This is a genomic window from Hymenobacter translucens (genome assembly GCF_020685205.1).
GTDB lineage: Bacteria > Bacteroidota > Bacteroidia > Cytophagales > Hymenobacteraceae > Hymenobacter > Hymenobacter translucens.
In genome coordinates this window covers 635293-649221 of the sequence record NZ_JAJERB010000002.1, presented here as the reverse complement: position 1 = coordinate 649221, position 13929 = coordinate 635293, and the positions used below count along the sequence as shown (strand labels likewise).

Annotated in this window: 11 protein-coding genes; 5 read left to right on the top strand and 6 right to left on the bottom strand. The window is 60.9% G+C overall.

The window, feature by feature from the left end:
* Positions 1–31: 31 nt before the first annotated feature.
* From LJY25_RS06425 to LJY25_RS06405, 5 genes are all read right to left on the bottom strand, one after another.
* Complete coding sequence (locus tag LJY25_RS06425; RefSeq protein WP_227607438.1) at positions 32–3457, bottom strand: efflux RND transporter permease subunit; 3426 nt, start codon at positions 3455–3457, stop codon at positions 32–34.
* A 25-nt stretch (positions 3458–3482) separates the two neighbouring features.
* A complete protein-coding gene (locus LJY25_RS06420) occupies positions 3483–3863 on the bottom strand; it encodes a four helix bundle protein (protein ID WP_227607437.1) in 381 nt (126 codons plus the stop codon).
* A 45-nt stretch (positions 3864–3908) separates the two neighbouring features.
* Positions 3909–5057: an efflux RND transporter periplasmic adaptor subunit gene (locus LJY25_RS06415; RefSeq protein WP_227607435.1), complete on the bottom strand. Its 1149-nt coding sequence runs from the start codon at positions 5055–5057 to the stop codon at positions 3909–3911.
* A 66-nt stretch (positions 5058–5123) separates the two neighbouring features.
* A complete protein-coding gene (locus tag LJY25_RS06410; protein WP_227607433.1) occupies positions 5124–6656 on the bottom strand; it encodes a TolC family protein in 1533 nt (510 codons plus the stop codon).
* A gap of 60 nt (positions 6657–6716) precedes the next feature.
* Positions 6717–7334 (bottom strand): TetR/AcrR family transcriptional regulator, encoded by a 618-nt coding sequence (locus LJY25_RS06405; protein WP_227607432.1) that lies wholly within the window; start codon positions 7332–7334, stop codon positions 6717–6719.
* Positions 7335–7523: 189 nt separating this feature from the next.
* On the opposite strand from LJY25_RS06405, the gene ispF reads away from it, so the two are divergent.
* The 4 genes from ispF (at position 7524) to LJY25_RS06385 (ending at position 11717) form a co-directional block, all read left to right on the top strand.
* On the top strand, positions 7524–8003 hold the full coding sequence (ispF, locus tag LJY25_RS06400; RefSeq protein ID WP_227607430.1) for a 2-C-methyl-D-erythritol 2,4-cyclodiphosphate synthase: 480 nt from the start codon (positions 7524–7526) through the stop codon (positions 8001–8003).
* Positions 8004–8134: 131 nt separating this feature from the next.
* Positions 8135–9823 carry a M28 family peptidase gene (locus LJY25_RS06395; RefSeq protein WP_227607429.1) on the top strand — a complete coding sequence of 563 codons (1689 nt, stop codon included), beginning with the start codon at positions 8135–8137 and terminating at the stop codon, positions 9821–9823.
* A 180-nt stretch (positions 9824–10003) separates the two neighbouring features.
* Positions 10004–10297, top strand: a complete 294-nt coding sequence (locus tag LJY25_RS06390; RefSeq protein ID WP_317206582.1) for a GxxExxY protein — start codon at positions 10004–10006, stop codon at positions 10295–10297.
* A 46-nt stretch (positions 10298–10343) separates the two neighbouring features.
* A complete protein-coding gene (locus LJY25_RS06385; protein WP_227607428.1) occupies positions 10344–11717 on the top strand; it encodes a LutB/LldF family L-lactate oxidation iron-sulfur protein in 1374 nt (457 codons plus the stop codon).
* Positions 11718–11720: 3 nt separating this feature from the next.
* On the opposite strand, the gene LJY25_RS06380 is transcribed toward LJY25_RS06385, so the two are convergent.
* The gene (locus LJY25_RS06380) at positions 11721–12482 is read right to left on the bottom strand and encodes a hypothetical protein (RefSeq protein ID WP_227607426.1); all 762 of its coding nucleotides are present in this window, start codon (positions 12480–12482) and stop codon (positions 11721–11723) included.
* Between the two features lie 144 nt (positions 12483–12626).
* Here LJY25_RS06380 and LJY25_RS06375 point away from each other — a divergent pair, with 144 nt between their 5' ends.
* Entirely contained in the window at positions 12627–13682 is a 1056-nt protein-coding gene (locus LJY25_RS06375; RefSeq protein ID WP_227607425.1) for a hypothetical protein, read from the top strand.
* Positions 13683–13929 lie beyond the last annotated feature (247 nt).

Below are 13929 nucleotides of genomic sequence, written 5' to 3'. Positions count from 1 at the left end.
ACAGCCCTGCTACCCAATCAGTCACAGCACGTTAAGCTTCGGCCAGGGCAGGGCGCTGTACGGAAGAGCCAGGGCCCAGCGCGGGGGTTGCATCGGCGGCGTCTTTTTTTCCGAAGATTTTCATCTTCAGCGTTTCAGTCAGCAGATACATCACCGGCACCACCACCAGGGTGATGACCGTGGCGAAGCTCAGGCCGAAGATGATGGTCCAGGCCAGGGGCCCCCAGAACACCACCGACTCACCGCCGATAAAGAAGTGCGGGCTGCCGGAGTTGAACAGCTCGTAGAAGTCGATGTTCAGGCCGATGGCCAGCGGAATCAAGCCCAGGATGGCGGCCGTTGCCGTCAGGATTACCGGGTTGAGGCGGGTACGACCGGCCAGCACGATGGCCTCGCGCAGCGGCATGCCCTGGGAGCGCAGCATATCGGTAAACTCCACCAGCAGGATGCCATTCTTCACCACGATACCGGCCAGGGCAATGATACCCACGCCCGTCATCACGATGCTGATATTCATGCCCGTAATGGCCAGCCCGAAGAACACGCCCGCCACCGAGAACAGCACTTCGGAGAGAATGATAACCGGCTTGCTGAAGGAGTTGAACTGTGTGACCAGAATCAGGAAGATCAGCGCGAGGGCCCCTAAACCAGCCAACGGCAGGAAGTCGCTGGTTTCCTTCTGATCTTCCTCGGCACCACCCATCTTGATGGTGTAGCCGGGAGGCGTGGGGAAGGCCTTGAGCGCCGTCTTGATGTTGGCCACCACGTCGGGGCCGGTGAAGCCGTTGAGCACGTTGGACGAGATGGTAATCACCCGCTTCACGTCCTTGCGCTTGATGCCACCGTAGGTGGTGCCGTAGGTTACGTCGGCCACGGCGGAGATGGGCACCTGCCGCACCTGTCCGGTGGCGTCGCGGAACGTGAGCGGGGCGTTTACCAGCGCGTCCACGTCCTCGCGGTAGGGCTTGGCGTAGCGCACCTGAATCGGATACTCGTCGTCAGCGGTTTTGAATTTGCTGGCTTCGGTGCCATAGATCGAGGTCCGGACTTCCATGCCGATCTGGGCGGTGCTGATGCCTTCGCGGTTGGCCCGGGTACGGTTGATGTTGACGGCAATTTCGGGGTTGCGGTCTTCGAGGTTCGAGCGCAGCTGCTCCACGCCGCCAATCTTGAGCGAGTCGATATAGCGGGTTACCTTCTTGGAAAGCTTGGCCAGCTGCACATAGTCGTCGCCGGATACCTGAATGGCAATTTCCTTACCCGTGGGCGGACCGCTGGATTCCTGGTCGACCGAAATTTCGGTACCGGGAATTCCCTTCACGGCTTCCCGGATCTTATCCATATAGATAGAGGTGGCCGGGCCGGTCCGCTCACTTAGCTCTTTAAAGGCCACGCCCACCTTGCCCAGGTGCGACTGCGACACACCCGGGGCCCCGCCTTCGGTACCGTCGGTAGCCCCGATGGCCACGTTCGTCAGCACCGATTCTACATCGGGGTTGTTGCGGCCAATCACGCCGTAGATGCGCTGCTCCAGGACCTTGGTCACCGAGTCCGTTACCTCTACCCGGGTGCCCACCGGCATTTTCAGGTAGGTGTACACAAACTTGGGGTCGCCTTTCGGGAAGAAGGCCACTTTAGGGGCGCGCATATACACAGCTAAACCGGAAAGGATAAAAAGCAGAATCATGCCGACCATCACCAGGGCCGGCCGGCCGATAGCCCAGCGGACCACGTTGGCATAGCCGTTCTGAAACCGGGGCAGAGCCCGGGTCTGGAACCAGGCAATCATCTTCGTGAACACGAACACGTTCAGGAAGCAGAACAGGATGATGGTCAGCGTCAGGTTGCCCACGAAGGTGGATCCGAACAGGTAGCCAATCACGGCAATCAAAGCCAGCACGCCCATGGCAATTAGGAAGCCCCGGGTGAGCTTGGGCTGGTTTTCTTCGGCGTGGTGGTCTTCGCGCTTCATGAAGCTCACGGCGAATACCGGGTTCATGATGAAAGCCACAACCAGGGAAGCCATCAGCGTGAGAATCAGCGTCACGGGCAGGTAGTACATAAACGAGCCCACAATGCCGGGCCAGAACAGCAGGGGCACGAAGGGCGCCACCGTGGTCAGCGTGCCGGCTAGCACGGGCACGAATACCTCACCGGCCGCAAACTTGGCGGCTTTAGGCGTGTCCAGGTCGGGGCGCTCGTGCAGGATGCGGTGGGTGTTTTCAATCACCACGATGGCGTCGTCGACCACGATACCCAGCGCCAGCAGGAAGGCGAACAGCACAATCATGTTCAGCGAGAAGCCAAACACGGGAATGAGCAGGAACGCCAGGAACATCGAAATCGGCACCGACAAACCCACGAACAGGGCGTTGGTGGTACCCATGAAGAACATCAGAATCAGCGTCACCAGCAGGAAGCCGATGATGATGGTGTTGATCAGGTCGTGCAGCGTGACCCGGGTGTCGTTGGAGGTGTCGCCGGTGATGGTGATGGTCAGCTCCTTGGGCAGGGTCTTCTTCGAGTCTTCTACGATCTGCTTGATCTTGTCGGACGCGTCGATCAGGTTTTCGCCCTGGCGCTTCACCACGTTCAGGCTGATGCTGGGCTTGCCGTCGAGACGGGCGTAGCTTTCCCGGTCCTTGAAGCCGTCTTCCACGGTGGCAATGTCGCCGAGGCGCACGGCGGCACCGTTGAGGTTCTTTACCTGAATATCGGCAATGTCGGAGGCCCGCACGTACTGCCCGGCCACGCGTACCGCCCGCTTCTGGTTGCCCACGTCGATGGAGCCGCCGGAGATGGTGATGTTCTCCATGCCGATGGCCCGCTGAATGTCAGAGAAAGCCAGGCGGGAGGCGCGCAGCTTGTTCAGGTCCACGTCTACGTTCACCTGCTGCTCCAGCGCCCCGATGATATCAACCCGGGTGATTTCGGGCAGGGCCTCAATCTTGTCCTGAAAGTCGTCGGCAAACTTCTTGAGCTGGCTCACGGTCAGGTTGCCGGCGAGGTTGATGTTCATGATGGGCAGCTCGGAGAGGTTTACCTCCTGCACCGTGGGCGGCGAAGGCAGGTCGTTGGGCAGGTCGTTGCCGGCCTTGTCCACGGCGTCCTTGATGAGCTGCTTGGCGTACTGCACGTCTACGCCCGAGTTGAACTCGACGTCCACGATGCAGTAGTCCTGGTTGGAGGTGGAGCTAATTTTCTTCACTCCGTTCACGCTCTTGATTTCCTTTTCAAGCTGGCGCGTGACCAGGTTCTCGATGTCGGTGGGCGAGGTACCCGGGTACACCGTGGCCACGATAATGCGCGGAATCACGATGTCGGGGAATTTCTCCTTGCCCAGCTTGATGTAGGCGAAGATACCCGCGACGCAGAGCAGCACCGTGATGATGTAGATGCTGGTCTTGTTGTTAATGGACCAACTGGTGGGTCCGAATTCTTTTTCGATGTCCTGCATGATTTGAGGAGCTAGGAGTTAGAAGCTAGGAGGTAGGAGTGGCGAGCTTGGTGCGCATGGTTCGGCCATAAGCTTCCAGCAACCGTCCTATCTCGTTGGCTTGCTCTATGAGTATCTCAGTATTAGTGTAGCCGAGGTCCTGCGCCAGGATGAAGTAATAATGCACCTCCTGCAGGGAGCCCTCAGCGGTATTGAAGAATCGTATTTTATCCTTTAGGCCACGCTTGCGAAACCCTTCGGCAATGTTGGCCGGCACCGAAACTGCAGCCCGGCGGAGTTGGGAGGTCAAGGCAAAAAGCTCGTGCTTTGGAAAGGCTTCCGTGATTCGGTAGACCGCCAGGGTCAGTTGATGGGCCTTCTGCCACACTACCAGATCCTTAAAAGTTGTTGCTGCCGACCGATCCATTGTTCCTATCCTGATTCTAACTCCTGGCTTCTACCTCCCAGCTCCTCACAGACTCAGCACCTGGCCTTCATTCAGGTTCTGGTAGCCGGCGGAGATGACCTGGTCGTTGGGGGTCAGGCCGCTGGTTACCTCCACTTTGCCGTTGTAGGTGTTGCCGGTCTGGATGATGCGCTTGGTGGCAATCTTCTGGCCATCCTTCTGGGCGACGACATACACATAGGAGTTCTGCTCGTCCTTCTGCACCAGGTCCACCGGCAGCACGGTGGCGTTCTGCCGGTCGTAGTTCTGAATGCGGACGGTGGCAATCATGTTGGGGCGGAGCGAGCCGACCTTGGCGCCCACCAGGCGCAGCTCCACGGGGAAGGTGCGGCTGGTGGGGTTGATGGTGCGGCTTACCACGCGTACCGTAGCCGTCATTTCCTCTTCGCCCAGGTCCGGGATGGTCACCAGGGCCTTGTCGCCGGCCTTGATGTTGGCCGCGTAGGCTTCCGACACGTCGGCCACGATCTTGCCGCCGGAGCCGCTCACGAGGCGCACCACCGGCATGCCCGGCGCGCCGGCCTCCCCTACCTTGGCCGGCACGTCGTCGACGAGGCCGCTGAAGGGAGCCACGACGTTGTACTGGGCCCGCTGCTGCTGCTGGGTGGCCAGGCTGCGCTGCAAGGCCTCGTAGTTGTTTTTAGCCTGCAGGTACTGGATTTCAGTGCCGATCTGCTGCTTCCAGAGGCGCTCCTGCTTCTGGAACACGGTACGGGCCAGCTCGAGGCGGGTACGTAGCTCGGCCATGCCCGACTCGAGCACCGAGGCGTCCTGCGTAGCCAGCACCTGACCTTTGCTTACCCGGTCGCCGCGCTGCACGCGGATGCTGGTCAGCACGCCGGGCAGGCGGGGCGACACGTTAGCATTCTCGTCGAAGTCGACGCGGCCCTGCACCTGCAGGTAGCTTGTGAAGCTCTCGGGCTGCACCTTGATGACCGATACGGCAGTGGCGTTAACGGCCGCCGAATCGGCTTTCAGGCCGGTTTTGGCTTCCAGCTCGGCAATCTTGGCCTGGTTGGCGGCCTGCTCTTTTTTCAGCTTGGCCAGCTCAGTCGCGGGGTCTTTCTGGCCGCAGGCGGTTAATATGACGCCGCAAGCTGCCAGCTGCAAGCTGAAAGCGAATAGACGCGAGATGTAAGTGGGGGAGGTACGCATATGAAATGCTAGAATTACAAAGAGATTTTTATGAGGCTTGGAGCTGGCAGCTTGCGGCTTGCAGCTCTATTTGCGGGACGTGTACAGCGTGCCGGTCGCTCTGCCGTAGTCGACTTTCGACACCAGCGCGTCGTAAAGGGCCGAGTAGTAGTTGGTCTGGGCCTGGCGTAGGTCGGTTTCGGCCGTAATCACCTCCAGGTTGGAGCCGACGCCCTCCTGAAACTTGATCTTGGCAACCCGGGCCACGTTGGTAGCCAGCTCCAGGTTCGCCTTCTGGTTGCCGAGTACGGCCAGGGTGTTCTGCAGCGAGGTCTGGGTCTGGGCCCGCTGCAGGTCAATGGCCTGCTGCAGGGTCGTAAAGCCCTTGTTTACCTGCTCCAGCGCCAGCTTGCCCTGCTCGATGGAGTACTTCTTGCGGAAGCCGTCGAACACCGGAATGCTGATCTGCAGGCCCACGTTGCCGAAGCCAAACCAGTTTTGGTTGATGAAGCCGGATTCGCTGCGGGAGTTGGGTCCGCGAAACTGCAGCAGACCGGGAAAGCGGGCATCCGAGCCGGTAAAGCCATAGGCCGCAACCAGATTCACGGTGGGCAGGTAGCCGGAGCGGCGGTTGCGGATGTCGAGCACCGCCAGGTCGCGCTGGGTTTCCAGCACCGAGTACTCGATGCGGCTGCTGTAGTTAAACGACTCGCTGAGGTTGATCAGGCTGCCCCGCTCGGCTTCAATCACGGCTGCGTCGAGGCGGTCGGTGAGCTCCACGGGCTGCTGCTGGTCGAGGCCCATCTGGAACTTGAGCAGCGCTACGCTCAGGTCGATCAGCCGCTGGGCGTTTTGCTGCTCGATCTTCAGGTTGTTGACCTGCACCTGCAGCCGGTCCACGTCGAGCTTCTCCACAAAGCCTTCCTTGTAGGTCTGCTTGGTCTGGTATAATAAGGTGTCGAGGCGCTGCACGTTGCGGGCCAGCAACGCCAGCCGCTCCCGGGCCACCAGGGCGCTGTAGTAGGCTTTCGACACCTGCTCCACCACGTCAATCTCGCTTTGCTGGGTTTGCTTGACGGAAAGCTGCTCGTACACCTTGGCGGCCTTGAGGCCCAGCAGGTAAGAGCCGTTGAACAGCATCTGCGACGCCTGGGCGGCCGCGTTGCCGGCGTACTGCAGGCCGAACGCTATGGGCTGGGGGCCGGTAGCCGGGATGGGCGTATAAGCCGGGCTCAGGGTTACGGTTTCACCGCGCTGGGCCCGGGCAATCTGGTCCTGGGTGAGCGTGGTCCCGTTCAGAATGCCCTGGCTGCCGCCAAACGAGCTGAAGTCCACCAATGACCGCTGCAGCTTGAAGTTGTCAGTCAGGGTAGCCCCCACGTTTACCTGGGGCAGTCCCGCCGAGCGGATTTCACCAACCCGGGCCACGGCAATCTTTTCGTTGATGCGGGTGGCCTGCAGGGTCGACTTATTCTGCAGGGCGTAGTCGATGGCCTGCTGCAGCGAAAACTGCGTGGGCGTACTTGTGGCCACCGGCTGGCCGGTAGCGGGCGTCTGGGCCAGCAGCTGCCGGGCTCCCACAAACGTGAGGGCCGCCACGAGCAACAGTAGGCGAAGCATATTTTTCATAGGGTAAGCAGAATATAGAAAGGATTGGGGGTCGGAATCGGGGGTGCAGGGCTATTCTTCGACTTCGGTGACGTTGCGGTACTTGTTGATCAGGCGGTGGCCCCGCAGGGTGGAAATGCCCATCAGGAAGTGTTCGATCATGACGGCGTTGACGCGCTGCAGCGCAAACTGCCGGGGTGGGAATACCGTGTTGTTGAACATCAGCTCGATTTCGGCCAGGTGAAGGCGGGCCAGCACGTCCACGTCGATGTCGGGACGGTAGAAGCCCTCGGCCATGCCCTGGCGCAGGTTGTCCAGGATCTTCTGCAGGATGAAGGTGTTCTTGTGCTCATCGAACAGCTGCCAGGCCTGGGGATAGTATTTCTGCAGGTCGTGGAAGATGCTGGGGTGAATCTTGGCCAGCATGTCCTTGTGCCAGTGAATCAGGTTGAACATGCCTTCGACGGCGTTGCCGGCGGTCGAAAACGCCTGCTCGCAGTCGATTTCCTCCCGGTTCAGGTGCAGGCCCATCACCCCCAGCACAATCTGATCCTTGTTCTCATACCATTTATAGAGCGTCTTCTTCGACATGGCCAGGTGGGCGGCGATGTCGTCCATCGAGACGCTTTTAATACCGTTGCGCATGAACAGCGCGGCGGCCTCTAACAGGATGCGGTCTTTGATTTCCATGGCTTACGGGGGCAAAGATACAATGGAAACTTTTAGTGAATCCAAAGTTTCCATTAATTTTTTGCTATCCTTTTTTCCAGCCATTTGATTCTCGCCCTACCTGACGTCTGCCGGCGGCCAATACTTTAAAATGCCGCACAACTTCCCCTCTTCGTACCTTGCCGGCCCATTCATTCTGACTTTCTGCTTATGAAAATCCGCACCGGCTTTGGCTACGACGTCCACCAGCTCAGGGAAGGGCTGCCCTTCTGGCTGGGCGGCATCCAGGTGCCCCACACCCACGGCGCCCTGGGCCACTCCGACGCTGACGTGCTCATTCACGTCATCTGCGACGCCCTGCTGGGCGCGGCCAACCTGCGCGACATCGGCTTTCACTTCCCCGACACCGACCCGCAGTACAAGGGCATCGACAGCAAGCGCCTGCTGGCCGAGGTGATGCGCCTGCTCCGGGAGCGGGGCTACACCATCAGCAACATCGACTCTACCATCTGCCTCGAAGCGCCCAAGGTCAACCCCCATATTCCGGCCATGCAGCGCGTACTGGCCGAAGTGATGGGCATCCCCGAAGACGACATCTCCATCAAGGCCACCACGACCGAGAAGTTGGGCTTCGTGGGCCGCCGCGAGGGCGTAGCCGCTTACGCCTCGGTGCTGATTATGCAGGCCTAGCCGGCCCGCGTGCTTTTGCGGAACGATAAGCCCCGGCCCGCGTTTCCCCGTAGATACCCAGCCGGACCGGCATAAGGCAGCTTTTTGCCCGCAACCCGGTCTTTCTGTCCTGCCATTCCCACTCCTTTCCTATGCTCCACACTCCTTTCCGCGCCTTGCTGCCCCTGCTGCTGGCTGCGAGCTGCACCACCGCCACCGTGGCCCAGCAGAAAACCAAGATCAAGGTTAAGCGCAAAACCGAGTCTGCCGAAGCAGTGCCCGCTACGCCTCAGCCGGTGCGGCAAGCCCCGGTAGAAGCCGACTGGGCCGCCAACTACGCCGGCACCATCACCCAGGCCGACCTGCGCCAGCACCTCACCATTCTTGCGTCGGATGCCTACGAAGGCCGCGAAACCGGGGAGAAGGGCCAGAAGATGGCCGCCGAGTACCTGGCCAAGGAGTTTGCGGCCCTGGGTCTGCAGGGCATTGTGCCCAACTCCGACAACGCCTACATCCAGCACTTCACGATGGAGCGCTCTACCTGGGCGGGCACCGGCACGCTGAAAGTGGGCAGCCAGACCTTCAAGTGGCTCGAGGACTTCTACGGCTACGGCAACTCGCCTTTCCAGACCGCTACCAAAGTGCAGCCCGTATTCGTGGGCTACGGCATCGAGCAGGACGCCTGGTCGGACTATGCCGGCCGCGACGTGAAAGGCAAAGACCTGTTTATTCTGCTGGGTGAGCCCCAGAATGCTCAAGGCAAGTATGTGCTGACCGGCACCGACAAAGGCAGCAAATGGAGCAACGACTACCGGGCCAAGGCCACGCTGGCCACTCAGAAAGGCGCCCGCAGCGTGTTTTTCGTGGACCTGAACCCGAACAATAACTTCGGCAAGACGGCGGCCCGCATGGCGCCTTACATCAGCCGCCCCAGCATTGCCTACGCCGATGCTCCCCAGGGCGCAGCCCGGGCCGCCACGTTCTTCGTGTCGCCGGCCGTGGCTTACAAGCTGCTCGGTACCACCAGCGCCGCGCTGACCAAGTACCAGACCCAGGCGGGAGCAGCCGGCAAGCCCGTGGCCAGCCCGTTCAAGCCCGTTGCCATGACGATTTCGGCCCCGAAAAACCGGGAGAAGTTCACCACGGAGAACGTGATGGGCTTCCTGGAAGGCACCGATAAAAAGGACGAGGTACTGGTGGTGTCGGCGCATTACGACCACATCGGCATCATCGGCGGGCAGATCAACAACGGCGCCGACGACGACGGCTCGGGTACGGTTTCGGTGTTGGAAATAGCCCAGGCGTTCCAGAAAGCCAAAACCGAAGGCCACGGCCCCCGGCGGAGCATCTTGTTTCTGACGGTTACGGGCGAGGAAAAGGGCTTGCTGGGCTCGGAGTACTACACCGACCACCCCATCATCCCGCTGGAGCGCACCATTGCCGACCTGAACATCGACATGGTAGGCCGCACCGACAAGGAGCACGAGGGCCAGCCCGACTACGTGTACGTCATCGGGTCCGATAAGCTTTCCTCGGAGCTGCACACCATTCTGGAAACGGCCAATAAGAAGTACAACCCGATTGAGCTCGACTTCCGCTTCAACGACCCCAACGACCCGAACCGGTTCTACTACCGCTCCGACCACTACAACTTCGCCAAGCACAAGGTGCCGGTCGCCTTTTTCTTCAACGGCGTGCACGACGACTACCACCAGCCGGGCGACGAGGTCGACAAAATCGAGTTTCCGAAGATGGAGCGGCGCACCCGGCTCGTGTTCCATACGGCCTGGGAGCTGGTAAACCGGGAAAGCCGGATTGTGGTGGATTCGAATAAGCCCTGAGCGCGAGGTGACGCGAGGTTAAAATAGGTTTCGCGAAGTTTTCTCTTACTTCCGGTTACTATTTATATACCTCAGCTATACCTTACCTTCTTGCGCTATGCATGAGAATGAAATTGCCGGGCATGTGATGCGGGCAGCATTTAAAATGCATACCGCTTTGGACCGGGTTTGTATGAATCGGTGTACGAAGCTGCTCTGGCGCATGAGCTGCGCAAATGCGGCTTGCTCGTAGATAGTCAGGTTGCTTTGCCGGTCGTGTCTGACGGCATTCGGCTGGAAGTTGGGTTTCAGGTCGACCTGCTCGTTGAGCAAAAGGGTATCCTGGAGCTTAAATCGGTAGCGGAGCTGGCTCCGATGCACTCTAAGCAGCTGCTGAACTATCTGCATCTGTCCAAGCCGAAGCTGGGCCTGCTGATCAGCTTCAATGTCGGGGCCCTGAAAGGTCATATCCTTTGTATAGTCAACGGCTTGTAACAAAGGCATTGCGAAACCTATTTTACCCTCGCGAAACTTCGCGCCCATGAAAGCCACCCAATTCGTAAAAGACGCCGAGGTAAAGGCCTTCGACGCCGAGCACCGCCGCAAGATCCGCTTCAACATCGGCAAGTACGACGCGGCAGTAAAGCAGGGCCTGGGCTGGTACGACAACCACGAGCTGGCCCGGGACCGCGCTGCGGCTATCAAGTCGGAGGTGGTGCAGCACCTGGACCGGTACCTGCTGCAGTTCGAGGAAAACTTCACCCGGCAGGGCGGGCGCGTGATCTGGGCCCGCGACGCGGCCGAGGCCCTGCACGAAATCGGGCGCATTATGCAGCGCAAGCACGCGCGCACCGTGGTAAAGGCCAAGAGCATGACCACCGAGGAAATCCACCTCAACCCCTACCTCGAAAAAAACGGGATTGAGTCGGTGGAGACGGACCTGGGCGAGTACATCGTGCAGCTGAACGGCGAGCGGCCCTACCACATCGTGACGCCGGCTATGCACCTGAGCAAGCACGACATCGCCAACATCTTCGTCAAGCACCTCGGCATCGAGTACACCGACGACGCCCAGAAGCTGGTGCTCACGGCCCGTCACCTGCTGCGCGACAAGTACACCTCCGCCGAAGTCGGCATCACCGGTGGCAACTTCCTGCTGGCCGACGTGGGCGGCGTGGCCGTAACCGAAAACGAGGGCAACGCCCGGCTGTCGGCCACCTTTCCGCGCACCCACATTGCCATTGTCGGCATCGAGAAGCTGCTGCCGTCCATCAACGACCTGGCCTTGTTCTGGCCCCTGCTCAGCACCAGCGGTACCGGGCAGCAGGTTACGGTCTACAACACCGTTTATACCGGTCCGCGCCAGCCCCTGGAAAAGGACGGCCCCGACGAGATGTACGTGGTGCTGCTCGACAATGGCCGTACCAACCTGCTGGCCCAGCCCGACAAGCGCGAAGCGTTGCAGTGCATCCGCTGCGGCGCCTGCCTGAACGTGTGCCCGGTGTACAAGAACATCGGCGGCCACACCTACGAAACCACGTATTCCGGTCCTATCGGCTCGGTGATTACGCCCCACCTGGCTGGCTTCGGCGAAAACAAGCACCTGAGCTTTGCTTCGTCGCTGTGCGGGGCCTGCACCAGCGTGTGCCCGGTGCGCATCAACCTGCACAACATTCTGCTGCTGAACCGCCAGCAGAGCGTGCGTGAGGGCCACACCGACCGGGAGGAGCGCACCGCGGCGAGGCTTTGGCTACAGGCCATGAAAAGCCGGCGCCTGCTCAACCTGCTGCCGGCCCGGGCCAAGAACTGGGTGCTGCTCCGTTTGCTGGGTCAGGTAGGCTGGAGCAAGCGGCGCGAAGCCCTGCAGGTGGCTCCTAAGTCATTCAACCAGCTCTGGAAGGCGCGAAAAAAGTAGCGTCTACTCTTCTTTCAGCAGCAGAGCGGTGGCCGCTGCCGCGACGGCCGGGCGCAGGGAACTGTTGAGCGCCGGGGCCAGCCATACCCGGCCCGCGCCCATTGTTTCCACCGCGCCAATCACCTGCCCGTCGGCCAGCACGAACTCGTAGCCCAGCGGCACGTACCCCGGCAGGGTCATCACCTTGCCGTCGAGGCGTAGCAGCCGACTTATTGGGCGCACCTGCAGGGTGGTGTCGCCGTTGGTGAGGGCACCGGTGGCCGGATTCAGCTGCGCAAACCCCTGACTGCGCTCCACGACCAGCTGCCAGGGCCGGCGGCCCGGCACCTGGATGATGCTGGTGTACACCTCCTCGCTGCCCAGCCCGATGCTGATACCGGTGCCGGGCGGGGTGAAAGAGCTGCCGTGGGCAAAATAAGCTCCGCGCACGGCCCAGGCCGGAGCTCCCCCGGGGGGCTGCAGGGCAAATGAAAACTTCTGCCGGGCCCGGCTTCGGCTCAGCCAGTCGGGCATCAGGAACGGGGCTCCCTGCGCGGAAGTGGACAGCCAGCCTTTGCGGATGTCAGTAGCCGCAAAGTCGCCGAACCGGTAGGTAGGGCGCCACTGCCAGCCCTGCCGGCCACTTACGGGCAGGGGTGCCGTCTGGGCCAGCTGGGCGGAAACGGCAATGGATGCCCGGCCGGTAGAGCAGGCGCTAAGCCCGGAAGCCACGAGGACCGTCAGCAAAAGCCCCTGAACGGGCGCGAAAGGAGAAGAAAGCCGCATACCAACCAGATCAGGTCAGGCGGGGCAAGGTTGCCTGCCATCCCCTGATCATGTGATTTCGACGTGCTACCGAAGAGCTTATGTCCAAGCTCAACCTAGGGGGGGCCGGCAGAGTACACGTCTGCACACTGAGCTTCTCTGCTGATGCCCTGGGAATTGGTATTGCGTGGTATTGCCCTGCTGGCCGGACTCGCGCTGGTGGTGGCCACTTTGTCGGCGGCCATCCGCTCGTTTGTGCAGCCCCGCAACGAGTCGGTGCTGGTCAGCAACTACGTGTTCCGGGGAATACGCCTGGTTTTCGATGCAATAGCGGGCCGGGCCAAAACCTACGCCCAGCGCGACCGGGTTCTCTCGCTCTACGCCCCTATTGCCCTGATTGCCCTGCCGGTGGTATGGCTGGGGCTGCTGTCGGTGGCTTATACTGCCATCTTCTGGGCGCTGGGCGAAGGCAGCTGGGTGCAGTGCTACCACATCAGCAACAACGCCCTGCTGACTATCGGAGCCGTGGAGCCCACCCAGAGCTTTGCCGCCAGCGCCCTCTCCTACTCCGAAGCCCTGCTGGGGTTGCTTTTGCTGACCTTGCTGATTTCCTACCTGCCCACCATCTATCAGGCCTTTTCGCGCCGGGAGCTGGTGGTGGCCCGGCTGGAGCTGCGGGCCGGCGCACCCGCTTCCGCAACCAACCTGATCTGCTGGCTTAACCGCGGCGGCTCCCTGAACGACGATGAGCAGCAGTGGCAGCAGTGGGAGGAGTGGTTTGTTGAAATCGAGGAAAGCCACACGTCCCTGCCCATCATTTCCTTTTTCCGCTCGCCCCAGCCCGGCCGCTCCTGGGTGACCAGTGCCGGCATTATCCTGGACACGGCCGCGCTGATCTTCAGCACCGTGGACCAGCCCCGCAGCAGCAGCGCCGAGGTCTGCTTTAAAGCCGGCTGCATTGCCATGAACCGGGTGTACCGGTTTTTCGAGGACCGCGCCCACAGTCAGCCCTCGGGCCTGGTCGAAACGGGCAACCCGCTGGAGGAGCCCACCCGCCGCGACTTTGAAACGGCCTACGATGAACTGGCCCGGGCCGGCCTGCGCATGGTGGCTGACCGCGATGCGGCGTGGCGGCAGTACCACGAGCTGCGGAGCCGCTACGAGCAGGCCATTGTTTTCCTGGCCAAGCTGACCATGGCTCCCGACGTAAAACCCGTCTGAAATCGATTGAAATAGTCTGATTCGAAGAGGCGCGGCGCTCCTGCTTGTACAATGCAGCTGCGCAGTACAATATTTCGTTGGTAACACTGGTATAATATACCAGGAAGTTTGCTTAGCTTTCAGGGCACGCTCACACCCCGACGCGCCAGATTTGCCACCGGTTCCACCCAGCCTATGATGCAGCCTTACGTTCTGATTATCCGGCCCCTGTGCCGATGATTGAGTCGCGCGCCGACGCTTAAGGCGC

Coding starts and splice junctions, on each gene's coding strand:
- LJY25_RS06380 (WP_227607426.1), bottom strand. CDS start 12,482: ATGCGGCTTTCTTCTCCTTTCGCGCCCGTTCAGGGGCTTTTGCTGACG.
- LJY25_RS06425 (WP_227607438.1), bottom strand. CDS start 3,457: ATGCAGGACATCGAAAAAGAATTCGGACCCACCAGTTGGTCCATTAAC.
- LJY25_RS06385 (WP_227607428.1), top strand. CDS start 10,344: ATGAAAGCCACCCAATTCGTAAAAGACGCCGAGGTAAAGGCCTTCGAC.
- LJY25_RS06420 (WP_227607437.1), bottom strand. CDS start 3,863: ATGGATCGGTCGGCAGCAACAACTTTTAAGGATCTGGTAGTGTGGCAG.
- LJY25_RS06410 (WP_227607433.1), bottom strand. CDS start 6,656: ATGCTTCGCCTACTGTTGCTCGTGGCGGCCCTCACGTTTGTGGGAGCC.
- LJY25_RS06415 (WP_227607435.1), bottom strand. CDS start 5,057: ATGCGTACCTCCCCCACTTACATCTCGCGTCTATTCGCTTTCAGCTTG.
- ispF (WP_227607430.1), top strand. CDS start 7,524: ATGAAAATCCGCACCGGCTTTGGCTACGACGTCCACCAGCTCAGGGAA.
- LJY25_RS06395 (WP_227607429.1), top strand. CDS start 8,135: ATGCTCCACACTCCTTTCCGCGCCTTGCTGCCCCTGCTGCTGGCTGCG.
- LJY25_RS06375 (WP_227607425.1), top strand. CDS start 12,627: ATGCCCTGGGAATTGGTATTGCGTGGTATTGCCCTGCTGGCCGGACTC.
- LJY25_RS06405 (WP_227607432.1), bottom strand. CDS start 7,334: ATGGAAATCAAAGACCGCATCCTGTTAGAGGCCGCCGCGCTGTTCATG.